The sequence below is a fragment of the Desulfobacula sp. genome, from assembly GCF_030145145.1.
In the GTDB taxonomy this organism is placed as follows: domain Bacteria; phylum Desulfobacterota; class Desulfobacteria; order Desulfobacterales; family Desulfobacteraceae; genus Desulfobacula.
Map to the genome: position 1 here is coordinate 38,204 of NZ_JAQYWD010000006.1, position 25,745 is coordinate 63,948.

18 protein-coding genes and 1 pseudogene are annotated in these 25,745 nt (G+C 46.7%); 14 read left to right on the forward strand and 5 right to left on the reverse strand.

All coding sequences use genetic code 11. The features are described 5' to 3' along the window. Window positions 1-337: 337 nt before the first annotated feature. From Q1Q15_RS04420 to ppsA, 4 genes and pseudogenes are all read left to right on the forward strand, one after another. Window positions 338-925 (forward strand): annotated as a pseudogene (locus Q1Q15_RS04420) (DsbA family oxidoreductase); the annotation flags it as partial. A gap of 28 nt (window positions 926-953) precedes the next feature. Continuing rightward, window positions 954-2,732, forward strand: coding sequence for a sigma 54-interacting transcriptional regulator (locus Q1Q15_RS04425; protein ID WP_300457079.1), 1,779 nt, complete (start codon window positions 954-956; stop codon window positions 2,730-2,732). Between the two features lie 216 nt (window positions 2,733-2,948). Next, window positions 2,949-3,401, forward strand: coding sequence for a universal stress protein (locus Q1Q15_RS04430; RefSeq protein WP_300457081.1), 453 nt, complete (start codon window positions 2,949-2,951; stop codon window positions 3,399-3,401). 124 nt (window positions 3,402-3,525) lie between these two features. Next, complete coding sequence (gene ppsA, locus Q1Q15_RS04435) at window positions 3,526-5,937, forward strand: phosphoenolpyruvate synthase (RefSeq protein ID WP_300457083.1); 2,412 nt, start codon at window positions 3,526-3,528, stop codon at window positions 5,935-5,937. A gap of 186 nt (window positions 5,938-6,123) precedes the next feature. Here ppsA and Q1Q15_RS04440 read toward each other — a convergent pair whose 3' ends face one another. Next, window positions 6,124-7,887: an aldehyde ferredoxin oxidoreductase family protein gene (locus Q1Q15_RS04440; protein ID WP_300457085.1), complete on the reverse strand. Its 1,764-nt coding sequence runs from the start codon at window positions 7,885-7,887 to the stop codon at window positions 6,124-6,126. 104 nt (window positions 7,888-7,991) lie between these two features. Then, complete coding sequence (gene gabT / locus Q1Q15_RS04445) at window positions 7,992-9,299, reverse strand: 4-aminobutyrate--2-oxoglutarate transaminase (protein WP_300457087.1); 1,308 nt, start codon at window positions 9,297-9,299, stop codon at window positions 7,992-7,994. 597 nt (window positions 9,300-9,896) lie between these two features. Here gabT and Q1Q15_RS04450 point away from each other — a divergent pair. The 10 genes from Q1Q15_RS04450 to Q1Q15_RS04495 all read left to right on the forward strand — a co-directional run bounded on the left by Q1Q15_RS04450 (window position 9,897) and on the right by Q1Q15_RS04495 (window position 21,549). Further along, entirely contained in the window at window positions 9,897-10,952 is a 1,056-nt protein-coding gene (locus Q1Q15_RS04450) for a TRAP transporter substrate-binding protein (RefSeq protein WP_300457088.1), read from the forward strand. Window positions 10,953-11,024: 72 nt separating this feature from the next. Continuing rightward, the gene (locus Q1Q15_RS04455; protein ID WP_300457090.1) at window positions 11,025-11,534 is read left to right on the forward strand and encodes a TRAP transporter small permease subunit; all 510 of its coding nucleotides are present in this window, start codon (window positions 11,025-11,027) and stop codon (window positions 11,532-11,534) included. After that, a complete protein-coding gene (locus tag Q1Q15_RS04460) occupies window positions 11,531-12,853 on the forward strand; it encodes a TRAP transporter large permease subunit (protein WP_300457092.1) in 1,323 nt (440 codons plus the stop codon). Before Q1Q15_RS04455 ends, Q1Q15_RS04460 begins: the two co-directional genes overlap by 4 nt. A 75-nt stretch (window positions 12,854-12,928) precedes the next feature. Further along, on the forward strand, window positions 12,929-13,195 hold the full coding sequence (locus Q1Q15_RS04465) for a MoaD/ThiS family protein (RefSeq protein ID WP_300457094.1): 267 nt from the start codon (window positions 12,929-12,931) through the stop codon (window positions 13,193-13,195). Between the two features lie 90 nt (window positions 13,196-13,285). After that, window positions 13,286-14,263 (forward strand): CoA-transferase, encoded by a 978-nt coding sequence (locus tag Q1Q15_RS04470; RefSeq protein WP_300457096.1) that lies wholly within the window; start codon window positions 13,286-13,288, stop codon window positions 14,261-14,263. Between the two features lie 18 nt (window positions 14,264-14,281). Further along, entirely contained in the window at window positions 14,282-15,043 is a 762-nt protein-coding gene (locus tag Q1Q15_RS04475; RefSeq protein ID WP_300457098.1) for a CoA-transferase, read from the forward strand. 123 nt (window positions 15,044-15,166) lie between these two features. After that, on the forward strand, window positions 15,167-15,418 hold the full coding sequence (locus tag Q1Q15_RS04480) for a hypothetical protein (RefSeq protein ID WP_300457100.1): 252 nt from the start codon (window positions 15,167-15,169) through the stop codon (window positions 15,416-15,418). Between the two features lie 42 nt (window positions 15,419-15,460). Beyond that, a complete protein-coding gene (locus Q1Q15_RS04485; RefSeq protein ID WP_300457102.1) occupies window positions 15,461-18,289 on the forward strand; it encodes a sensor histidine kinase in 2,829 nt (942 codons plus the stop codon). A 67-nt stretch (window positions 18,290-18,356) separates the two neighbouring features. Next, a complete protein-coding gene (locus Q1Q15_RS04490; RefSeq protein WP_300457104.1) occupies window positions 18,357-18,731 on the forward strand; it encodes a response regulator in 375 nt (124 codons plus the stop codon). 73 nt (window positions 18,732-18,804) lie between these two features. Beyond that, complete coding sequence (locus Q1Q15_RS04495) at window positions 18,805-21,549, forward strand: ATP-binding protein (RefSeq protein ID WP_300457106.1); 2,745 nt, start codon at window positions 18,805-18,807, stop codon at window positions 21,547-21,549. An 88-nt stretch (window positions 21,550-21,637) separates the two neighbouring features. Here Q1Q15_RS04495 and Q1Q15_RS04500 read toward each other — a convergent pair whose 3' ends face one another. The 3 genes from Q1Q15_RS04500 to Q1Q15_RS04510 form a co-directional block, all read right to left on the reverse strand. Further along, complete coding sequence (locus Q1Q15_RS04500; RefSeq protein WP_300457108.1) at window positions 21,638-23,914, reverse strand: DUF294 nucleotidyltransferase-like domain-containing protein; 2,277 nt, start codon at window positions 23,912-23,914, stop codon at window positions 21,638-21,640. A gap of 14 nt (window positions 23,915-23,928) precedes the next feature. Then, complete coding sequence (locus Q1Q15_RS04505) at window positions 23,929-25,245, reverse strand: CHASE domain-containing protein (RefSeq protein ID WP_300457110.1); 1,317 nt, start codon at window positions 25,243-25,245, stop codon at window positions 23,929-23,931. Window positions 25,246-25,371: 126 nt separating this feature from the next. Further along, a complete protein-coding gene (locus tag Q1Q15_RS04510; RefSeq protein ID WP_300457112.1) occupies window positions 25,372-25,701 on the reverse strand; it encodes a LysR family transcriptional regulator in 330 nt (109 codons plus the stop codon). Window positions 25,702-25,745: the final 44 nt, after the last annotated feature.

A 25,745-nucleotide genomic window follows, 5' to 3' on the forward strand; every position in this document is an offset into this window, starting at 1 on the left:
TTTCTTCCCCAGTCGCGCATCATCAGCAAGACGGTTCTTAGGCTTTCTCCATTTTCCGCCGATCAGTTCTAAGGTCGCCTCAACCTGGCATCCTTGATTGCAATGATATGTGTCGTGACGTATATATTTTCTTTATTAGTCTGGAAACATAAACAGATGGATGAAAATAAAAGTGATGTCATCGACACTGGAATGAAAGCATGCCAGTTTAACGTTGTTTTCTTGTGGATCACTTAATCGTGGTTATATTCACAAAAATAGCGAATATTATGGGAGGAGTTTAATGGCATCTTTAGCGCTTGAAATATTTTCAGACTATGTATGACCCTGGTGTTATTTCATTACCGGGAGTATTGAACGATTGGAAAAAGAAGTTGGTGTCTGCGTCAAATGGCGGGCGTTTCCCCTTCATCCGGACACGCCGGAACAGGGCTTGAGCCTGGAGGACTTGTTTAAAAAAAAGGGAATACCGGTTAATGTGGATAAAATGATGGTGCAGTTGAAAGCCACTGCCAAAAAATTTGGGGTTGAGGTGGGTGACAGAACAATGACCTATAACAGCCGTTTAGCCCAGGAATTGGGTCTATGGGCCCAAACAAAGGGGAAGGGGCATGACTTCCACATGGCAGCATTCCTGGCGTATTTTGCAAACGGAGAAAATATCAGCCGGAAAGACGTGTTGTTAAGCCTGGTAGAACGGGCCGGACTGGATCGCCGGGAAGGTCAGACGATTCTTGAAACACGGGCATTTTCGGATGCCGTGGATTCGGACTGGGAACGGTCAAGAGCAAAGGGGGTGACAGCAGTCCCTAGTTTCTTTATGGGAACAGACCGCTTGGTGGGGGCACAGTCCTATGACGTTCTTAAAAGATTAATCGATCAACATAACGGGACAGCCAAAAAAGACCTCACCGTCATCGGGTGATCGGCCCCCAAAAAATAGGGGTGATTGAATGATTTCAACGAAATATCCCATCTGGAGCCATTCCGGTGATGGGCGGATAGACCTGAACTGGAAAGAGTTCGGCAATGCCTTGTTAAACGCAACACCGAATGGTATTGCTGTTTTCAGTAAATCCTTTCAAACGATTATATCAAATAAAATTGCCAGGAGCAGTCTGGATATCTATCCGGGGGCGCTGCTGGATACCACCATTCCTCACCTGAAGACCGCAATTCGAAAAGTCCTGGAAACAAAACAGACAGTCACAGACATTGAGATTAAAAAAAAAGGCAATAGCTTTTCTGCCCGGCTCAGTCCCATTTATCATGGCACTGAATTTATCGGCATAATGAGTGTGTTTGAGGACATGACCACCATTGAAAAAATATCCGACCAGATGGTGTCGTATCAGGATCTTTCAATTGAGCTGGACACGATTATCGACAGCAGTAACGATGGGTTGTGGATCTGTGATGGAAAAGGGACTGTATTGCGGATCAATCCAGCATCTGAAAAGCTGACTGATATAAAAGCTGCAGAAATTGTCGGTAAAAATATCGTGGAACTGGTTGAAAAAAAAATTATTGACAAGTCTGTCACCCTTGAAGTCCTGAAGACGAAAAAAAAAGTCAGCATTATTCAGCAGACAAGGAATGGAAAGCAATTGTTTCTAACGGGAAATCCCGTGTTTGATATTCATGGATCTCTTTTCCGGGTCGTGGTGAATGAACGAGACATCACCGACATTACAAAGCTCCAGCAGAAACTGGAAGAAAAAGCCCAATTGAATGACCAGTATAAAAGAGACCTCCTGGAGAAACAGATTGAAGAAACTGAATTACAGCATATCATTGCAAAAAGTGATAATTATCTGAAGATTATTCAAAAAGCCATAAAACTGGGCGAAGTTGACTCCACAGTGCTCATATTAGGGGAGTCCGGAACCGGTAAGGGGGTGATTGCCGATCTGATTCACAAATATTCCACAAGGGGGGATCACCCCATGATCAAAATCAATTGTGGGTCCATCCCCGAGTCCCTTGTGGAAAGCGAATTGTTCGGCTATGCAGCCGGTGCATTTACCGGGGCCCGGCAAAAAGGGAAGCCCGGTAAATTTGAACTGGCAGACAAGGGCATCATTTTTCTGGATGAAATAGCAGAACTCCCCCTTGGTTCCCAGGTAAAGCTGCTGAAATTTCTGGAAGACGGGGTGATCAGCCGTGTCGGGGGAACAGGGAACAAACACGTGGACGTGCGCATCATTGCGGCAACCAACCGGGATTTGAAACGGATGATTGAGAAAAAGCAGTTTCGAAGCGACCTGTATTACCGGCTCAATGTGGTGCCGTTGAAAATACCGCCTTTGAGGCAGCGCAAAGAATGTCTGGTGCCTTTGATCCATTATTACTTGAATCTTTTTTGTAAAAAATATGAAAAAAAGAAAATGACACCTTCCAGTGAGGCTCTGGATGCACTTATGACGTATCCATACCCGGGAAATGTCAGGGAGATGATCAATATTTGTGAACGACTGGTGGTCATGTCCCAGAATAACACCATCGCTTATAAAGATCTTCCCGGTTCCGTTCAGAAAAAAATAACGGCTGACACGCCTGCCCTTGACGACTGGCACCCGGGTCAAACCCTTCAGGAAATGGTTGAGGAGATGGAAAAAAATATTCTGACGACGGTTCTAAAAAAATGTCGTACCCAGGCCAATGCGGCAAAAATACTGGGGCTCAATCAGTCGACCATTGCCAGGAAGCTTAAAAAATACCGTCTGGCGTAATCACTTTTACAAGATGTAAAAAGAGCTGACATGTTCATGGTCAACCGGGGCAGCGACAGCAGGCACATTCGATTGCCTGGCCATAGGGGGTTGACTGATGTCGGGACCTTCCCACTGCAATGGGCCTTTATCCCCTTTTTCCGGCACATTTATTGCTGATAATTGATTTAAACCAAAGATAAAGGGGTAATGATTTTTTTTGAAGGGAGACAAAAAATGTATCAAACAATACTGGTCCCGGTGGATGGATCCAAGCGGGCAGAAGCGATATTGAGTCATATCGAACACCTGGTCAAAGGTAACGATGCCAAAGTGATTTTTTTAAAAGTTGAGGAAGAACCCATTTTACTGGGACGTGACGAGGTGATTGATACAGAGAAATACTGGAAGGAATATGAGGCGGGAATTGAGCGCTCAAAGGCCTATCTGAACACCCTTAAAACCATGTTTCGTGAGAAAGGAATCACTGTTGTCACACGGGTAGCAAGCGGATCGGTCGTTCGGGTAATATTAAGTGTGGCCGCTGAGACCGGCGCTGACCTGATCGCAGTGGCCACTCACGGTTTCAGCGGTCTGGCCCGGGTATCCTACGGGAGTGTGGCCGCAGGGGTATTGCAGGCGGCCGATATTCCCATTTTACTGATCAGGTCCTGTCACCACAAAAAATAGAACCTGGGGGGATGCTTTTAAAAAATAAAACATCATTCCCATCCGCATCCAGCGGTAATTCAGCAGGAAGGCAGTGCCTTCATCCTTTTTTTCTTCGTTTTTTAATCTCGAAGGAGGCAAATAAATGAAAGAAACCAGCAAGTATATTCTCTGGTTCAAAGATATCACCAATGATGACGTCGCCCTTGTGGGCGGTAAAAATGCCTCTCTTGGTGAAATGTATCGCGAACTCATGCCCCAGGGGATTCAAATTCCCAATGGCTTTGCCATAACGGCCCAGGCATATCGTTATGTTATTGAAACCGGCGGCATTCTGGAACCACTGAAACACACCATGGCCGGCTTTGATAAAACCAACATTGATGACCTTGCCCGGCGGGGTAAAATGGCCCGGGATCTCATCCTGGGAGCCGGCATTCCCGATAGGTTATGGTTAAAAATTCAAACCGCCTATGACCAACTTTGCCAGGAATACGGTGCGGATACGGATGTCGCTGTCAGAAGTTCTGCCACGGCTGAAGATCTTCCAACAGCATCATTTGCCGGTCAGCAGGAAACCTATCTGAACATTCGCGGTTACCATGATCTCCGGCAGGCCTGCAGCAAATGTTTTGCATCCCTTTTTACGGACCGGGCCATCTCCTATCGCATTGACAATCGGTTTGACCATTTTGATGTGGCGCTTTCCATCGGTGTGATGAAAATGATCCGTTCGGATCTGGCTTCAAGCGGTGTTATTTTTACGCTGGATACGGAAAGTGGTTTCCGGGACGTCATTTTTACCACCGGCGCCTACGGCCTGGGGGAAAACGTTGTTCAGGGCGTTGTCAACCCTGATGAATTTTATGTATTCAAGCCCACACTCAGAAAAGGGCACCCTGCGATTATCAAAAAGCTTCTCGGGTCAAAAAAGATCAAAATGGTCTATGGCATGGGTGATTCCAAAGCATTAACACGAAATATTGAGGTTCCTGAAACCGACCGGCGGCAATTCTGTATTTCCGATGATGATATTTTAACCCTGGCCAGGTATGCGGATGTTATTGAAACGCATTATTCCACAAAAGCCGGCATGGTTCGGCCAATGGATATTGAATGGGCCAAAGATGGGATTACCGGTGATCTGTTCATTGTTCAGGCCAGACCGGAAACCGTCCATTCCCAGACATCATTGGATACACTGGAAACCTATGTTCTGGAGGGCAAAGGTCCGGTCCTGGTCCTCGGCAAAAGTGTCGGTGAAAAGATTGCCGTGGGCAAGGCCCGTCTGATCCATAATCTTTCGCATTTGGATGAATTCCAACCGGGAGAGATCCTGGTGTCCAATACCACCACCCCGGACTGGGAACCGGTGATGAAAACCGCGGCAGGCATTGTTACCAACCGGGGGGGCAGGACGTGCCATGCTGCCATTGTCAGTCGTGAACTGGGCATTCCGGCAGTTGTGGGGGCTGAAAATGCCATGGAAACCATTAGGACCGGACAGGAAATCACCATCAGCTGTGCTGACGGGGACAATGCGGTTGTTTATGACGGGTACCTGCCCTATCATGTTGAAACGGTCAGTCTCACAAACCTTGAGCGCCCCCGGACTAAAATTATGATGAACCTCGGCAATCCTGAAAAAGCATTTTCGTTGTCCAAAATTCCCAATGACGGTGTGGGTCTGGCCCGCATGGAATTTATCATTAACAGTTACATCAAAATACATCCCATGGCATTGATTCATCCCGAAAAGGTTGAAAATAAGCTCGAAATCGCCGAGATCCACCGGCTGACCTATGGGTATGCAAACAAAGCCGAGTATTTTATTGAAAAACTTTCCCAGGGGGTGGGCACGATTGCCGCCTCGTTTTATCCCAAACCCGTCATCGTACGGATGAGTGACTTCAAGACCAACGAATATGCCAGCCTGATCGGCGGCCGATATTTTGAACCCCGGGAAGAAAACCCCATGATCGGTTTCCGGGGAGCTTCCCGGTATTATGATCCCCGCTACAGAGAAGGATTTGGACTGGAATGCAAGGCCATTAAGCGGGTTCGGAATGACATGGGATTAACCAATCTGATTGTCATGATTCCCTTTTGCCGGCGGGTGGAGGAAGGCGAAAAAGTGCTGGAAGAAATGCAGAAAAACGGTTTGTGCCGTGGTGAAAACGGGTTAAAAGTGTATGTGATGTGCGAAATTCCCAATAATATCCTGAGGGTGGATGAATTCAGCCGGTTGTTTGATGGATTCTCCATCGGGTCCAATGATTTAACCCAGTTAACACTGGGGGTTGACCGGGATTCTGAACTGGTCGCCCATGATTTTGAAGAACGGGACCCCGGGGTCATGAATTTTGTGGCCATGGCCATTGAAGGTGCCCGCCGAAATAACCGGCACAGTGGTATCTGCGGGCAGGCCCCCAGTGATTATCCGGAATTTGCCGAATTTCTGGTAAAAAAAGGGATTGATTCGATTTCCCTGACACCGGATTCCATCATGAAAACAACCCTGAAAATCATTGAACTGGAAAAACATCTCCCTGTATAAATATTTTGGCAATTAAAAGGGATAACACGGGTCCAAATATGATCCCAGGCCCTGTTTGGCAATTACCGGTCTCAACGAGACTGGTAATTGCCAGAGGATGGTTGCCGTCCATTCAGTATTTTGAGGATTAACATTTGCGTCCAACGCAGTAACCGGGAAAATGAATGTTTTTCAGTGGCGTACGACTTAGAAGCCTGGTTCTCCCTGGGGGATGCCCTTTTCATTCCATCCCCTTAATTTGTAATACTCCTGTACCATCTGGGTCAACTCGTCTGCTGAAATGCCTTTTCCGTTTTCAAGTTTTTCGTTGAGAAGCCGTTTGGGCAAAAAGTCATCCTCAACGGTCAGGCCTTCCCTGAGATTGAATTTGCGGGTGTCATTGGTAATCCGGGAGGCCAGAGCCTTTAAATCGGGTTTTGAAAATTCAACCCCCGTGGTCATCGAGAAAAGTTTGGACAATTCTTCCCAGGGATAAAAATCCCTGTAAAATCGGCACAGGATAAAGGCATCAAACAGGGTGCAGCGGTCTTCAAAATCCAGAAACAGTTCCGCCTTATGGTCAATCTGGTCCGGGTCAATCATGCCGGACAGTTCTGCTTTGTAAAACGTGCTTCTCAAGTGACACGCCCCCCTTGGGCTGACGGAATAGGCCAGGGCCATGCCCTTTAAGACCCTTGGGTCATACCCGGCCGGTTCAAGTCCTTTAACATGGATGGCTTCATCGGCCATGCTCATTTCTGCACTGGCGGATTTGATCCCCTCGGCAATCAGGCCGCCCAGGCCCTCCCGTTTGGCTGTCTTGAAAAGAAGATCCGCCACTGCCTCGGCATCGCCATAGGTATAGGTCTCATTGATTTTACCCTTTTGGGAGGCCTCAATGGTCAATGCAGCCAGATTCCCGGCACTCATGGTATCCATGCCCAGGCGGTCACAGATGTCGTTGAGCCATGCAATATCTTCGATGCTGTCGATCATGCACAGGCCGCCAAATGCATAGATGGTCTCATATTCAGGGCCTTCCAGTTTCAATCCTTTGTGTTTTCCTTCATTAATGGTCACATATTTTCCGCAGCCCATGAAACATGTTTTGCAGGATCGGGGTTTGGCATTTAACCGGTCCTTCATGCTCTGGGCATTGATTTTTTCCCAATGGTCACACGTTCCCCTGGACCAGTATTTTGCAGGGAAGGCACCGGCATTGTTGAGCCCCGCCACCATGACCGGGGTCCCCTGGTTTCTGTAGGTCTCTGTAGCCGCGTGGTTTTTCAGTTTCTTGAGCATATTTTTTGAATAGTGCTTTATTTGATCCGGATCATGAAATTCGCGTTGCTGACTGCCATGGAAAACAAGACCCTTGATTTTTTTTGAACCCAGAACAGCTCCCATGCCGGTTCTTCCGGCAGATCGCCAATAATCGTTTTCCACCACTGCAAACCGCACCAGATTCTCACCAGCAGGCCCAATAACCAGGGCGGCAGCATCTTTTTGTCCGCAGAGCGCCTTTAACTGGTCTTCTGTTTCATAGGTGTCCTTTCCCCAGAGATTTTCAGCATCATGGAATAAAATGGCTGTGTCGGAAATTTCAAGCCACACCGGTTTTTGGGCCTCACCTTTGAGCAGAATGCAGTCATATCCCGTCCGGCTGATGGATACGGCAGCCTTTCCGCCGGAATAGGATTCTGCGTAAAAACCGGTTAACGGTGATTTGGAAAAAATACCATATCGGCAGCTCCCGTAAATCAAGCTGTCTGTGACAGGACCCAACCCGATAATAAAATGGTTGTCCGGTGACAGGGGATCGACCCCGGGGGGGTTGTGTTTTAGCAGCAGGTGCGTTGCCAGTCCCTTGCCGCCCATGTACATTTTTAGTGTCTGATCATCAATGTCCTGAACCTGTGTTGTCTGGTGGGTAACATCAATGATGACAAGACGGTTGAAAAATCCTTTCATCTATGATTCCTAACCCGGCTGAAAAACCGGTGTTTCACAATTTGGTCATCTATCGGTCCGGCCTTTGTCCCGCGCTTCAGGCAAAGGCCGGCAGGATTAAAAAATTATCGGGCCACTTCTTCCAGGCTTTCTTCAAGAATGGAAAGCCCCTTATCCAGCTGTTCATCTGTGATGACAAAGGGCATAAGGGTTCGCATGACATTGCCGAAGTTACCGCAGGACAAAAGCACCAATCCTTTATCATAGCAGATCTGGGTCAGGCGCTTGGCTTCTTCGGTTGCCGGCTCCTTGGTGTGCCTGTCCTTGACAAGTTCAAGGGCCAGCATGGGACCTTTGCCCCGGACGTCACCGATGATTTCATGGGATTTCTGGAGGTCTGTAAATCGCTCGATCAGTGTGTCTCCCAGTTCTTTGGATCGTTCAAGGAGTTTGTCCTCAAACAAAATTTCCAGGACAGCCAGTGCCGCTTTGCAGGATATTGGGTTGCCACTGTAAGTGCCACCCAGTCCGCCAGGATGGGGGGCATCCATGAGTTCCTGCCGGCCGGTGATGGCGCTCAGGGGCATACCGCCTGCAAGGCTTTTGGCCATGGTGATGATATCCGGCTCAATTCCCCAATGTTCAATGGCAAGGAATTTTCCGGTTCGACCGGCACCGGACTGTACTTCATCAAGGATCAGGAGGATACCGTATTTTTTACAGATGTCAGCCAGTCTGGGGAAATATTCCGGCGGCGGTGTAACAAATCCGCCTTCTCCCTGAATCGGTTCAGCAATGATGGCAGCAACTGTTTCAGGGTCAACATGGGTGATAAAATAGGATTCCAGATAGTCGACACAGGCCATATTGCAGTCCGGATACTTACATCCCAAAGGACACCGGTAACAATAGGGGTAGGGGATGCGGTAAACTTCCGGGACAAAGGGTCCGAAACCATATTTATAGGGTTTGATCTTGCTGGTCAGGGACATGGTCAGCAGGGTCCGGCCATGGAAGCCGTTTTCAAAGGCTATAACCGCCGGTCGTTTGGTGGCATATTTGGCAATTTTGATGGCATTTTCAACGGCTTCGGCCCCGCTGTTTGCAAACATGGATCGTTTGGCAAAATTTCCCGGGGTCAGTTCATTGAGCCGGGCTGCCAGTTCAATATAGGAATCATACATGCCCACATGGAAGCAGGTGTGAATAAATTGATCGGCCTGGTCTTTTATGGCTTTGACCACCTTTGGATGGGAGTGGCCCACATTGTTAACACCAATACCGCCTGCAAAATCGATGAACTCTTTACCGTCCACATCGGTCATGATAGCACCGGACGCTTTTTTGATAATGGCCTGGGTGATGTTGGCCGGTCCCTGGGCGACATGTTCCTGGCGTAATTTTTGAAAGTATTCTGATTGAGTGGAAGTCATCTTGTATTCTCCGCTTTAATATATTATTGATTGTCTGTATGCTGGTGGGCAGACCGGTTTAGTTAAGGAAGCGCCCATTTTATTCCTGGTATTCTTCATCAACAAACCCGGGGTCAATTCCAAACGGGGATCAATATTGCAAATCCCATGCCATCAACCGGGATTTATCCACTTTGTACTGGAAAGGGCTATCATCAATGGGATCTCTCTGATTTTCCATTAAAATCAACCATGGGTTTTCAGGTGAATCAATGCGTTTGTGCATAAAAATGCAATGCTGCATAAACAGAGCTTCAGATCCCGGGCAGACAGATTAAGAAACCCTGTAACCGATGGAATGCAGCGGTAAAACATACGGATAAATATGCAATATTACATAATCGCATCCAAAATGTTGGAACACAGCAGGGGGTAACGGATAGAAAAAATTTCGCCAGTGAGGGATAGCAGCTGTTTTCCTTTCTTGGCACACCCTTTGCAAATCAAAAGATCCCATGGCATCATGGTGGGTGCGTTAGTCGGGTAAACGGGGTTGCAGATCAAAAAAACAATGATTTTAGACGATGAATAAAAACACTATTTTAAAGGGAGAAAACAATGTTGCTGAACAAGAAATTTTTTTCATTGAGCCTTATCATGGCATGCATTTTTTCAATGATGATGATGACCGGATTTGAAAAGTCCTTTGTAAAATCCGCCCACGCGGCCAAGACGTATAAATTAACAATGCAGAATATGTTTTCTCTGAATCATCCCATTTCCGTTGCAATTAATCAAATGGCAGCAGATGTGAAAAAGCAGAGCAATGGCCAGATTTCGATTCGGGTTCTGCCTTCGGGTGCCCTGGTAAAAGGACCCAGTATCTTTGAATCCGTGAGCATGGGATCCATTGACATGGGGACCACCTGCAGCTGCTACCACAGTGGTATCCTGCCTGTGGCAGCAACGGCGTTTGCGCTTCCCGGGGATCCTCGAGGGGTAAAGGAAATTATTGAGTTCATTAATCAGGAAGAGGTCATGGCGTTTTTCAGGAATGCCTATGCCACCCAGAATGTTTTTTTTGGTGCCCCCCTTGTCATGGACGGCTATACCATTGTGTCTAAAAAGCCCATTAATAGCTGGGAAGATCTGAAAAAGATGAAAGTCCGGGCATCGGGTTCCATTGCAAAAGCCTTGAGAAAAATGGATATCCCCACGGTTTTTATTCCCTTTTCCGAGATCTATGTGGCCCTTTCCCGGGGGACCATTGACGCCGAGATCAGCGGCAATCATGCTGAAAGTTTTCTGGCAAAGACCTACGAGGTGGCAAAATATCAGACCGTTCCATATATATCCGGTGCCCAGAACTGTGAAGTGATTGTCAACCAGGACAGGTGGAATGAACTTCCGGAAAACCTGCAAGCCATCTTTGAAAAAGCGCTTCAAGAGTGTTCGCTCAAGGTGGCTGAATTGTTTGACGCTGAAAACAAAGAGGTGATGGACAAAATGACGGCCAAGGGTGCGCAATTTGTAAAGCTTCCCGATGAGGTGATGAGCCGATGGATAAAGACAGCCGTTCAGATGTGGGATGAAGAATTGACCCAGGATAAATTGTCTGCAGAATATATTGGCCTTGCGAAAAAACATCTGAAAAGTCTGGGGTATGACCTATAAATAACCCATCATCATTCCTTTTGGATATCATATCCAATGGTATCCAAAAGGCGTAACTATATAGGAATAAAAATGCAACCCATAGAAAGAACGATACATTTTATAGAAAAAATAAACATGAAGGTTGGCAAGGCATCCTGCTACCTGATTTTTGTGTTCATGTTTTTGATGGTATTTGAAGTCATTGCACGATATTTTTTCCAAAGTCCCACCATCTGGGTACATGAAATGTGCGGCTATCTTTTCGCCGCCTATATTGCCCTGACCGGTGGGTGGGTTCTCCTTGAAAAAGGACATGTGGCCGTGGACATTATTTACCAGTATTTTCCCAGAAAAGTTAAATACACGGCTGACATCGTGGTGTCCATGGTGGCCCTGTTCATGTTCCTGGTACTGTTCTGGCAGGGATATAAATTTGCCTGGCATGCCTTTTCAACGGGCCAGCATTCCCATACCCTTTTCGGTCCGGTTTTATGGCCGGTAAAAAGCCTGCTTCCCATTGGATCTGTTTTTTTTATTCTTCAGATACTGGCAGATCTGGGCAAAACTATTTTGGAATTTAAAAAAGGGAGTGTACAATGAATCCCGCATTAATCGTATTACTCATGTTTGTGGCCGTCATTGTTCTTTTTGTGATGCGGACACCGGTGGCCTTTACCCTGGGCAGTGTGGGCATCGTTTCGTTGTACCTGATAAACGGGCCGAGATTTTTACAAATGCTGCCACCGTCCATCATTGAAAATATGACCAGTATCATCCTCTTGGCCATCCCCTTGTTTATTTTCATCGGCTGCATACTGGAAAGATCCGGTATTGCCGATGAAATTTTTGAAATGATTTACAAGTGGCTGGGTCCGGTGCCCGGCGGGCTGGCTATCGGAACCGTCCTGATCTGTGTGATATTTGCCGCCATGGTGGGTATTGTGGGTGCTGCAACGGTTACCATGGGCCTGATTGCCCTTCCGGCCATGCTCAAAAGAAATTACAAGACCTCCCTTGCCATTGGTTGCATTTCCGGCGGCGGTGCCCTGGGCTTTTTAATCCCGCCCAGTGTGACCATGATTGTGTATGCCTCCTTATCCAACCTGTCCATCGGAAAAATGTTTCTGGCCGGCATTATACCGGGATTATTGCTGGCCACTCTCTTCATTTCCTATATCCTGATCAGAAGCCTGATAAATCCGGAACTTGCCCCGCCGATTCCCGTGGAAGAAAGGGCCACCTGGACGGAAAAATGGGTGTCGGTCAAAAATCTGGCCCTGCCCTTTATCTTGATTTTTTCCATTATGGGCACTATTTTTTCAGGACTTGCAACCCCCACTGAGGCGGCCGCCGTGGGAGCGGTTGTGGCCATGGCGATTGTTGTTTTCAGGATGAAATCCTTTAAAAAATCCATGCCAGTGGTGGCCAATGCAGCTGAAAAAGCAGCTTTTCTGACCAGTATGGTATTGTGGATTATTATCGGATGCCTTGCCTTTTCTGCTGTGGTTAATACCCTGGGACTTCCCATGTTGTTAAAGGACCTTATCGATTCCATCGGACTCAACCGGTGGTCTGTCCTCATTGCCATGCAGATCAGTTTCTTCTTGTTGGGAATGGTGATGGATGATCTTCCCATCATTATGATCACGGTCCCCATTTATGTCCCGTTAATTACCCTTCTCGGGTTTAATCCCCTGTGGTTCGGGATCCTTTTTATCGTCAATATGCAAATGGCGTATCTGACACCACCCTTTGGGTTTGTTCTGTTTTATATGAAAGGGGTTGTACCGCCAGGCGTTACCATGGGAGATATTTATAAGTCTGTCTGGCCGTTTATCGGACTGCAGACAGTGTGTTTAATCCTGATCATGGTATTTCCTGAAATCGTGTTGTGGCTTCCTTCCTATTTTGGTATGTAATTTGCTGAATATTATACAATATATCAAGTGATCTTCCCTTTTTGCGGAAGAGACCATAAAGGAAACCTTTTGGGAGTGACGATCATTATTCCGATTACCCATCGGATTTATGCCAATGGGCAAAAACAGATTGAAACAGATTCAAAAAATCTCAAAGAAGCGATAATGGCCCTTTATCATGCCTGTCCGGATATGAAGGGTCATGTCATGGATAAAAATAACAGGCTCTATGCCGGTATGGAAATAGCGGTTAACGATGACATCGTCTTTCCGTGGAATCCTGAGAAGCCGTTAAATCATGGGGATGAGATTCGTATTTCAAGTATTATCACCGGGGGGTGATCCTGTTGCTTCAGGGCAAAAGGATGAACTGAGAGCACAATAAATGATGAAATCCTAAACGGAATGGATTTTCAAATACGAGGTATGTGAATGGATATAAACAGCAATAAAATTACAAATTTAAAAGATGCCGTCCATCAATATGTAACCCCGGGTTGCCATCTGTCCATCGGTGGTTTCACCATTAACCGGAATCCCATGGCTGCCGTTTATGAAATTATCCGGCAGGAGATTAAGGATATCCACCTTTACGCCCATTCCAACGGACAGGGGGTTGATGAGCTCGTGGGGGCCGGTTGTATCGCCCGCCTTGAAATCGCCTATGGGGGGACCGGCAAATTCATGTCCACCTGTATCCGGTTCCGAAAAGCCGTAGAAGAAAAAAAGATACAAATTGAAGACTATTCCAATTACCAGATGACCCTTCGATTCCTGGCCGGGTCCATGGGAATCCCTTTTCTTCCCACCCGGTCTTCCCTTGGCACAGATATTATTCATAAATGGGGATTGTCCCGGGAGTTGCGGCAGGATACTCCAAAGGTGCCCGACCAGAAGCTGGTTGTGCTGGACAATCCCTTTGGCAACTGGTGTGACACAAAACGGGTGGTGCTGGTTCCGGCCATTAATCCGGATGTCACCATTATCCATGTCCAGCAGGCCGATTACCGGGGAAACTGCCGAATCGACGGGTTGACCTTTGCTGATGTGGAACAGGCAAAGGCCGCAAAAGTGCTGATCATCACCTGTGAGGATCTGCTGGATGACGATTATTTGAAAAATGATCCTGACCGGAATCAAATTCCGTTTATCCATGCAGATGCTGTTGTTCATATTCCCTATGGTGCCTATCCCACAGCCTGCTTTGGGTGTTACGATTATGACCCGGTCTACTTGAAAGAATATTCCCGAATGGCCAAGGAGGATATCCTGTTCCAAACCTATCTGGACAATAATATATATAAAAAGAATAGCCATCGGGACCTGCTGAATTCAGTGGGCAGAGAACGGCTTGAAAATATTATGGCGGATAAAAACAGGGGCTATGCAAAAAAACTGGATCGAAGATAATAGAACGGAGAGATGTCCATGGAATATACATTAAAAGAGATGATGACCCTTGTCGCAGCCAGGGAAATCCGGAACAATGATATCGTTTTCTGCGGTACCGGCATTTCCATGCTGGCGGCCATGGCTGCCAAAAATATCAATGCACCCCAGAGTGTTATTTTCTTTGAAACCGGGGCCATTGATTCCAAACTCGAAGATCTTCCCCTTGCGGTGGCAGATTCGAGAATCATGTACCAGTCCTCATCCAATGCCGGTCTTCTGGAAGCCTTTGCCACCATGCAGAACCAGATAACGGGGGCGCATATCGTGGGAATCCTGGGGGCAGCCCAGATTGATATTTACGGGAATCTGAACTCCACCGTGATCGGTGATTATGATGAACCGGATGTGCGGTTCTCCGGCAGCGGGGGCGCCTGTGATGTGGCGTCTTTTGTGTCAAGAACCATTATATTCATGACACAGGAAAAGCGTAAATTTAAAACCCGCCTGGACTATCTGACAAGTCCCGGGTATCTGGATGGGCCGGGAGCACGAAAAAAAGCCGGTCTACCCGGGGGAGGCCCGGATAAAGTCGTGACCAACATGGGGGTGATGGCCTTTGATGATGTGACCTGCCAGATGTATCTGAAAGGGTATTATCCCGGCATAACACCGGAAAACATTCTGGAGAATATGGAGTTTCACATTGATATTTCCCGGGCCAGTGAAGTGTTGCCCCCAACCCCGGAGGAGTTGACCCTTTTGAGAGAAACATGTGATCCCCAGCGGTTGATATTGTAGCTGAAAAATACCGCACCCTGAATAAACCCCTTGATTTGGTTTTGTTTTTTATTGTATTCAACAAGAGATCCCTTCATTTTTTGTTTGGATAGAAACCGGTGGTATAAACAAAAGGGTGATATTATGCTGGATAATATATCCATAAGCGGACGGTATATCGGACTTTTTTTGTTGGGTTGGTTCCTGTTCAGCTATCCTGTTTTGACCCTGTTTAACCTGCCGGTATGTTTGTTTGGGATTCCGTTATTTTTCCTTTATATCTTCACAACCTGGTCGGTATTGATCGGCTTGATTGTTTTTTGCCGGAAATTTTCGGAACCGATTCATCCCACAACATCAGATACGTCCGAAAATAAGATAACCCCATCAGGCTGAGGTCCGGATCTGCTGCCTGATTAAACTAAAGATCGTGCCGTTATGTTAGAACAAAAAATTATTATTTTTGTTTCTTTCGGATATATGGGACTTTTATTTGCCATTGCCTTCTGGGGGGACAAGCGGGCAGAAGCCGGTAAAAGCATTATCAGCAACCCCTATATTTACGCATTGTCTCTGGCGGTTTACTGCACGGCCTGGACCTTTTACGGTAGTGTCGGGGCGGCCAGCACATCCGGGGCCACTGGATTTTTAAATATTTATTTAGGCCCCACGCTCATGATGATCCTGGGGTGGCCCATTCTCAGAAAAATTATCTGTATCAGCAAAATTAATCGGATCACCTCCATTGCGGATTTCATTGCCTCCCGATATGGCAAGAGCGCCACCATTGCCGGTGCGGTTACCATTATCGCGGTGCTGGGCATTGTGCCCTACATGTCGGTTCAGATCAAGGCCATATCCACTTCGTTTCAATTGATCAGCCAATATCCAAATGTTTACATGGTGCAAACCGCAACCACCCTGTCCGGCACCAAAGACACTGCCTTTTTTGTGGCGATTTTGCTGGCATTGTTTGCCGTGGTTTTCGGCACCCGCCATCTGGAAGCCACCGAGCGCCATGAAGGACTGGTAGCGGCCATCGCCTTTGAATCCATTGTCAAATTGGTTGCCATACTATCTGTGGGGGTGTTTATCACCTATGGCCTTTATTCAGGGTTCGGGGATTTGTTTGCCCAGGCCGGCCGTGTCCCCCATATCCGACAGCTTTTTGTCATGGAGGTCAATGCAGCCACCTTTACAGGCTGGTATAATGCCCTGTTTCTGGCCATGATGGCCATTTTTCTGCTTCCCCGTCAATTCCAGGTGATTGTCGTTGAGAATGTGGATGAAAATCATTTAAAAAAAGCGGTCTGGCTTTTCCCCATGTATCTTCTGGCCATTAATATTTTTGTAATCCCCATTGCCTTTGGCGGTATGATGTATTTTTTTGAACAATGCAGTTCTGATCCTGTGTGCAAACAAACCCTGCCCCAGGCGTTTGATGGTATCCTGGAATTTGCGAACGGACGGGTGGATGCAGACTATTTTGCCCTCACGCTGTTGATGGCCAAACAGCAACAGGGCCTGGCCTTATTTGCTTTTCTTGGCGGGATGTCCGCGGCAACAGGTATGGTGATCGTGGAAACCATTGCCTTGTCCACCATGGTCTGCAATGACCTGGTCATGCCGGTACTGTTCCGTCTGCCCTTTTTAAAACTCGAGCAGCAAAGTGATTTGAGTCGGCTGCTCCTGATTATTCGACGTATCAGCATCCTGGTCATCGTATTGTTGGGATATCTGTATTTTCATTATGTGGTGGAATATTATTCTCTTGTCTCCATTGGGATGATTTCTTTTGCTGCCGTGGCCCAGTTCAGCCCCGCCGTGATCGGGGGTATTTTCTGGAAAGGTGCGACAAGACGGGGGGCACTCTTTGGACTGCTGGCAGGTTTTTTTACCTGGATGTACACCCTGGTGTTGCCGTCACTTGCCCAGGCAGGATTCCTTTCCCGGGATTTGTTGACCTATGGGCCTTTGGGGGTGGAGTTGTTAAATCCCAGCCACCTGTTTGGCCTGGATGTTCATCGTTTGGGACTTAACCAGTATACCCATGCCGTGTTCTGGAGTATGGCTGTAAATATCGGATTGTTTATCGGGGTGTCACTGTTTTCCAGGCAAAATGCCATGGAGCGCAGACAGGCCACCCTGTTTGTGGATGTGTTCACGTCTTCCGTGAAATCGGAAAAATCATCTTTCTGGCGGGCCACGGCATCGGTTGTGGATTTGAGAACGCTGCTGGAACGATTTCTCGGAAAAACTCGAACCGCGGATGCCCTGGCATTGTATGCCCGGGAACATCATATCAACTGGGAGAAGGAATTTATTGCCGATGCCGGTCTCGTCAGCCATGTTGAAAAACTGCTGGCAGGGGCCATCGGGTCTGCATCCGCCCTTGTCATGGTTCGGTCTGTTGTGGAAGAAGAGCCCCTGGGCATGGATGAGATCATGCACATCCTGGACGAGACCCAGCAGATGATCATTTACAGCCGGGAACTTGAAAAGGCCACAAAGGATCTGGAGGCCGCCAATGTGCGTTTAAAGGAGCTGGACCGGCTGAAAAATGAATTTATTTCAACAGTTACCCATGAACTTCGAACCCCTTTAACTTCCATCCGGTCTTTGGCTGAAATTGTTCACACTACCCCTGGCCTGGATACCCAAAAACAGCACGTATTTGTCGGTATCATTATCAAGGAGAGTGAGCGGTTAACCCGGTTAATTAATAATGTTTTAGACTTTCAAAAGATTGAGTCAGGTCAAATTCAATGGCAGATGACCCGGCTGGATTTTAAAGAGGTGATTGAGGACGCTCTCTTTTCAACCGGTCAGTTGATTAAAGAGAAACTGATTGATTTAACATTTGATATTTCAACGCTGCCAGGCATTGTATCCGGAGACAAAGACCGCTTGATTCAGGTCATGGTGAACCTGATCTCCAATGCCGTTAAATTCTGCCATGCGGAGAATGGCCGCATCACGGTGGGGATGCAGGTGAAAACCAAAAAAACAGGGGGGAATGGTAACGAAAAAGGGGGGGTAACCGTTTTTGTCAAAGATAATGGCATTGGCATTGACAAAGGTGACCAGGAAATCATTTTCCGTGAATTCCGCCAGGTGATTTCCGGTTCCAAGGGAAGACCTTTGGGGACGGGCATTGGATTGACCATCAGTAAGCATATCATTGATGCCCATAAGGGTAGAATATGGGTGGACAGTGAACTGGATAAAGGGGCAACTTTCTTTTTTGAACTGCCTCTGTTAGAATGATCAGAAAGAAAATTCGTTAAATTGAGCATGGCAATGTCATCTTGTTTGCAGGATAAAGGGAGTCAAAATGAAAAAAAAAATATTGATTGTTGATGACGAACCCAATATTATTGTGCCTTTAGAATTTTTGATGACGCAGAATCACTATGATGTTCAAACCGCAGATACCGGGGAAAAAGCCCTGGACCTGATATCCCGCTGGAAGCCGGACCTTATTTTACTGGATATCATGCTGCCCGGAATGGATGGATATGAGGTATGTCAGAAAATCCGGCAGGAAAAAGAGTTCAGCCAGACCCGGATTATTTTTTTGTCTGCCATGGCCCGTTCCATTGATATTGCAAAAGGCATGGGGCTTGCTGCAGATGATTATATCACCAAACCCTTTGCCAATGACTATGTGGTGAGTAAGATTAAAGAATTGCTGGGAGACACGGATTAATTTCGTTTAGATCAGGTTCCCTTTGGCCGACCTTCTCTGACTATTGATGTGACAGTGGAAAAAACAGGAACATATGGAAATCGTTACAAAGAATAGGGGTAAGGGGCTGAGTTTCGGTACAAAACTGGCCATCGTATTTTTGTTTATCGCCATTCTTCCCATGTCCATTGTTTCGTATTATAGCCTTGTCAACTGCCGGCAGGAGCTGGGAAAGTTTGCAGGAAGTGAATTGATATCCCTTTCCAGGGCCACGGCCTATTCCATTGACCAATTGCTGCTGGAAAATCAGCGCAATTCTGCAACCCTTGCCGGGTTTCCTTTGGCGATCCAGTTTTTAAGCCGGTCCGTTCAGGACCGTGAGGCGTTGATTCCCCGGATTCACCAGGAATTTGAAAATTATCTTGAACATCATCCGGACTGGAATACCCCCGGCTTTATGGATGCAAAGGGCATCATCCAGGTGGTTCTGGATAAAAATCTGGTGGGGGAGGATCGGTCCTATAGAAATTATTTCCATGCATCCATGAACGGGAGTCCTTTTATTTCAGACATTCTCCTGGGGCGCGTCACCCGGAAGCCGGGTATTTTTTTGACCCATCCCGTCAAAACAAAACAAGGAAAAATCCTGGGTATTAATGTTGTATGGCTCAAAGCGGATCCCATCTGGGACATTATTGATCACGTTAAAGTGGGCAAAAAAGGGATTGGCTATTTAATAGATCATGAAGGGGTGATTATCGCCCATCCCCATCGTGAGCTCTTGTACCACAGTCTGGGTGACTTGCACCCCGATGTGGTTTCAACCATTTCTTCAACCTTTTGCTATGGCACTGTTCAAGGCACAACAGCGCCGTATCTGCCCGAGAGACTGGGAATGGAAAGCCTGGCCGCCCATATCGCCGTTTCCCAGGATCCGGATACATTCCGTTACTTTTCTCCCAGGGATCATCAATATCATGTGGTGGGGTATTTCCCTTTAGAAAAAAAGGCCTGGACAGTGGTTGTAGATCTTCCCGAGTCCCAGTTCCTGGCTCCCCTGAAGCGCTTGGAAAAAATAACGTATATGAGCATTGGAGCGGTTGTCATTATTTCCATACTGATTTCCTTTTTTCTTTCCAGGAATTTTTCCCGTCCTATCCGAAGCCTGACCACGGCTGCTGCCGGTATTAAATCCGGCAGGATGTTTGATCCGGATACCATTGCTGACATCACTTCCGGAAAGGATGAAATCGCATGTCTTGGACGGGCTTTCAGCTCAATGGTTCAGTCCCTTCAACAGAGTGAGGAAAAATACCGCATCCTTGTGGAAAATTCCCCTGATATCATTTACAGGACCGATCTGGACGGTATAATTACGTTTATTTCCAGTTCCGTATATCGGTTGTCAGGATATGCTGTTAGCGAGGCCATTGGCATGAAAATAACGGATTCGGCTTTTTTTAATCTTGAAGAAAAAGCCCTTTTTTTATACCAACTCCAGCAAACCGATTTGGTAAATGATTTTGAAGCCCAATTAAAGCGCAAGGACGGGACTGTCTGGTGGGCGTCAATCAATTCTTATTTTACCATGGATAAAGACGGTAAACGGTCAGGGGTTGAGGGGATTGTCAGGGATATCACCGAACGTCGGGAAAAAGAACACGCCCAACGAGAATGGAAAGCGGCACAGGCGGCAAATCATGCCAAATCAGTGTTCCTGGCAACCATGAGTCATGAGATACGCACGCCGTTGAACGTATTGCTCGGATTCATCGAATTGTTGTCGGTTGATCTGAAAAACCCCAGACAGGAACGGTATCTGGATGCCATGAAACTTGCCGGGAAAAGCCTGCTGACCTTAATAAACGATATCCTTGATATATCAAAAATTGAGGCGGGCAAAATGGGGTTTATATATGCACCCGTGAACCTTGACAGCGTGTTTGCGGAAATTGAATCTATTTTTAACGAGAAAATTTCCGGTAAAGGCATTGGTTTTGAAGTGGACCTGCCAGAGGACCCGTCCAGCCCGCTGATGCTGGACAAAGCCAGAATAAGACAAATCCTTTTAAACCTTGTGGGCAATGCTGCCAAATTCACAGAAAAAGGCAGGATTAAACTGAGTGCCCAACAACAGCCCACCCAAGATCCGGACAGGATTGACCTGACTATCAGGGTTGAGGATACAGGACCTGGAATTGAGAAAAATGCGTTGGACTCGATATTTGAATCCTTTAAGCAGGTTGACGGAACCATAAACCGGCATCCGGGGGGGACAGGCCTTGGACTGGCCATTTGTAAAAAACTTACCGAGGCAATGAACGGACAGATCCGTGTTACAAGTCAAACCGGTTTGGGCAGCACGTTTTTTGTCTGTTTTAAAGATGTGCAGCGGGTGTCTGACAGCATAAAGAAAAAAATAATAGCCGAACCAGCAGACAATCGCTGCCCGTCCTGTTTTGAAAAAAAGAAAATTCTGGTTGTCGATGATATTGAATCCAATCGTTTCATGATCCGGGAATTGCTGATCCGATTTAACCAGGATGTTGTTGAGGCCGGTAATGGGCAGGAGGCCTTGATGATGGCAAAAGAGAATCCCCCGGATTTGATTATCATGGACACCCGGATGCCGGTGATGGATGGGGATCAAGCCACCCGATTGCTCAAGTTGGATGCCCATACAAAACATATTCCCATTATTGCGTTTACCGGTGATGTGGTGTCAAGGACAAGGACAGGTGGGGTTAAAAAAGGATATGACGGATATCTTACAAAACCGATTAAAGTTCAGGACCTGACAGATGAATTATCAAAATATATCAAAAGGGTCAATTCTTGACCGTTGATATTTCTTTTGTTCCTGGGCCCATTGGAGAACCGGTTTATGGTGGAGAGAAGATGTCTTTTTCCCGGACAGTTTGTTACCGTTACGAAATAGGGTGTTCCGAGTCGCCGATGAAGTCAAAACGCAGTTTTGCCTGAAGGGTTTTTATCTTTTTTAAGACTTCTTTGAGCAATTTTTTTTCAATGGATGAAAGGTCCTTGGGGTTGATGTAATTGTGGGGGGGTAGATTTTGACCCAGGATGGCCTGGATTTGTGCCATGAATCGTATCTGCATGTTAAAGCAATAAGCCTGTTCCAATTCGTTATACGCATTCCGGGATAAAATTTTTTTCAGGTAGAGGTGATATAACCTGTCCTGGGTGGCGGTTTCCCTGATTTGATGTTTCAGGGAATAAATCCTTGCATAATCAACAATCGGTGTATTGGCCATCTTGATATCAATGCACCGTTTATGGGGGGGGGTGGAGCGGACGATCAAATTTCCGAACACCCCGATGGGTGGTTTGAAATAGACGGCATTTTCCGCCATATTTCGGAAAAACCCTGTCCAGTTGGATAAGGTCTTCACCAGATGGGAAAAAAGGTTTTCGGTGATCCGGTTGTCTCCATAAGCAAACCGGAAATCAAAGAAAATACTGGTATAGAGCAGGTCCTCAGGTGATGCTGCATGAATCCAGTCAGAAAAATAGCCTTTCCAGACGGAAAGGGGCTGACACCATTTGGGATTTTTCGCCATGATGCCGCCCTGGCAAAAATCAAATCCTGACTGGTCCAGCCAGGTGCAGACTTTTTTTCCGAGTTCCAGAAAATAGGGCTGAAGCGTTTCCATTGTCTGGCCTTCTTCTGGGTCCTGGAACACAATGGCATTGTCCTGATCTGTTTTCAGGGTTTGTTCTTTTCGTCCTTCACTCCCCAGTGTAACAAAGGCAAACGGCACCGGTGGCGGTCCAAGGTCGGTGGCTGCAAAGGTCAGTAATTTATTCAATATGGCATCTGAAAATGCCGTTACCAGCCATGTCACGGTCTTGATTTTGGTTCCGCTGGTGAGCATGCTGTGGATCAGTCTTGGCAGCTGGCTGTGTTTGCCGATGATGTCTTCAACCCGGCGGGCCTGGTTAATTTCCCGGATCAGGGCGGTATAGGAAAGTTCGGTTAATAACCGGTTATCCAGTTCCTGGCTCTGGTCGGAGTGATCAAAGATTTCAATATCCCTCATCTGAATCCGGCTTTCCGGCAGGGCAAGGTCATGTTCAAGACGGGTTTTCACCGGACGGTCATCCATGGGGATAAAAAACCTTAAGCACGGCAGATCTTTACCCTCGGTATTTTGTCCTGTGTAGGTCCAGAGGGCACTCTGGTGATGATTGAGGGCCTCTTTTAGCGTAAGGTTTGAGACGATGTTTTGGGTGCCGATATCCAGGGTTTCCCATTGCTTTATCACTCGCGGGGGGATGGGATCTCCTTTCCAGGAAATATCGATCAAGACAAGGGCGTTATTTTTATAAAATCGATAATAAAATTCCGTCAGCCCGGTTTCTGTTTTCAACCTGTCCAGTATAAAAAGAACAGTGTTAATGAACGTATAGGGATCTGCATTGATTTTTATATGTTCGGCATTCAAACGGGGTTTCATGTGGCATCGAATGCCCAGTTTTTCCTGGGCCCTCCGGGCAACGGTCTGCATAAAATCCCTTACCAATAACGTCGTTAACGTTTTTTTTGCATGGATCAGGCTGGTGTATTCGTCTGATAGGTTGTTGAGGATATCGCTGAGGATGATGGATTCCGTGTAAATGATTTCTTTGAATTGGTTCTGGTGCTGTTCATCCATCCGGGGAAATGCTCTCATGGCTTCAATGGCGGCCCGGATACTGGCCAGGGGCGATCTGGCATTTTTTGATAATGTGTTTAAAAGGGCCTCCACCCTTTTTTCTGCCTGGCTTTGCTGGGTGATATCATCCAGGATGAGCACAAATCCCGTAAACAAACCGGCGGCACTTAAAACCGGCACCACCTGGGCCTGTAATATCCGGGGGGGCTTTTGTAAAATAAAGGTTGAAACCGTATGGGTGGCATCTTGCTTTAATTGCGCATTGATTTCGTCAAGCGCATATTCAACCAAATGTTTGTCAACAAGTGAGGTAATGGATTTGCCTGCCAGGGAAACCGCACCCCCGGGCTTGCTGTTTCCCGGTAGAAGATACGTTTCTGCCTGGCTGTCGTGTAACAAAATCATCCCATTGACATCACACACAAGGATGGCTTCCGGCAAATTCGAAATAAACGCAGCAAGAATTCGGTTTTCTTTCAATCGGGTGTTTTTATGGTCCATTATTTTTTTTACGATTAACCTTTGCATTAATCCATCTGATATCAGTCATCCTTGTCCTTGTCCGGGTAAAGAGTCTTGTGTTCCTTTGGATAATGCTGTTTTATGCAATCCGGGCAAATGCCGTGACTGATATCTGCTTGTGAATGCTTGTGAATATAAACATCCACTTGTTCCCAGTATCCTTTATCATCCCTGATTTTTTTACAAAATGAACAAATGGGAAGTATGCCCCTTAACGTCTTTACTTCATTGAGCGCATGCTGGAGATTTAGAATGGTTAAATCGCGTTCCGCCTCTGCTGCCGTGCGGTCTTTGATTTCGGTTTCCAGTTGCTGGTTTGTCTGTGCCTGGGTTTTAACCCGTCGTTCAATCTCGGCAGTGTATAAAATTTTTTTCAGCAGATAGAATGCCAGAAGGGATGTCAGTAAAACCAATCCAAGGGAAACAATCCATGCCTGCCACATTTTCCGTGAGTGATAGTAACCGTCTAACGGGTGGATTACCATTTTCCACCGGCGTTCTGCAAAATCAAATGTTTTGTTCCAGAAAAGTCCGGTTTGAATTTTTCCAGCAGATATGGGGTGATCTCTGGATTTTAAGATTCGCGACGGTCGCTGATAAAGGAACTGGTTTCCTTTATCAGCAGACATATCGTAAATCGTCAAACAAAGTCCTTCATCGGAAAAGTCTTTCAGCGATGTCTCGATGGCCGTGCCGATACGGAGGACTTCTACAACAAATCCTTTCAGATTTTTTCGTCGTTCTTCCGGGGTATTCAAAGGCCTGTCCAAATGATAGATGGGCAGGAGGAGCAGGGTCCCGAACTGGTTGCCGGTCTCTTGAACCAGTTTGAGCCTGGCGGTGGCCGTTGTTTTCCCCGTATGGGACCCTTTGTTGATGGCCGTTAAGCGGGTCTTATCGGACGCGATATCAAAACCAAAGGCAGCGGTGTTGCCTGCCAGGGGGTGGAGATAATAGACGATGACATATTCCTCTCTGCGCTCAGCCCTGACCATAGCATTTGTTTGTGCGCGTTCTGTAAATTCAAAATCGGCAAACCCCTCTTTCCTTGCCGCTGATTCATAAAGGGCACGGTTCGTGTCCTTTACCAGCGGATTCCAGCCAAAGGCCTGGATTCCGGGGTAACGGGGCAGAATGTTTGCCACAAAGCTGGTGAATTCCTTACGGGTCACAAGCGTGGAATTATTAAAAAAATCACCCAGAAACAAGAGGGCCCCTTTATAGTCGTTTAAAGTCGATTCCACAGCGTTTGTGTAAGCTTTTGCCCAGGATTTAAATTCAGTGCGCTGATTTTTCTTTTCCCAATTATGAACCAGCAAAAAAAGGATAAATGACATTGTCAACCCTGACACAAGCAACCATGCGATAGGAAAATAGCGGCGCATTGATATTGGAAAGTGAGGTCCGGCAATCGTTGTTTTTTGCATCTTGGCCCTCCCGTATAAAGATGACCTGGCGTGTTTTCATATCCGGTCTGAAAAAATATCCTCAAAAAGGATATCATCTGCTTTAATGCACCGTTGTTTCAATTCCCGGTATTTTTCAAGCAGTGTTCTGCCGTCTTCGGTCAGTTTTGTCCCTTTTCTTTTGTCGGCAAGGACAACGGGCTTTCCAAAATTCTTTTCAGTTGATTTTATTTTGCTCCAGACGGTTTTATAGGCCATTTTCAATTCTTTGGCAGTCTTGTTGATTGAATTTGTCCGATCAATGGATTCAAGAATGGTCATTCGTCCCGTCCCCATTATGATCCCGCCGTCATTACTGATAAGCAACTGGCTGGATTTAATCTTCATCTGAATCCTTATCTGAGAGATCTGTGTTAATTTTTCCTTTAATG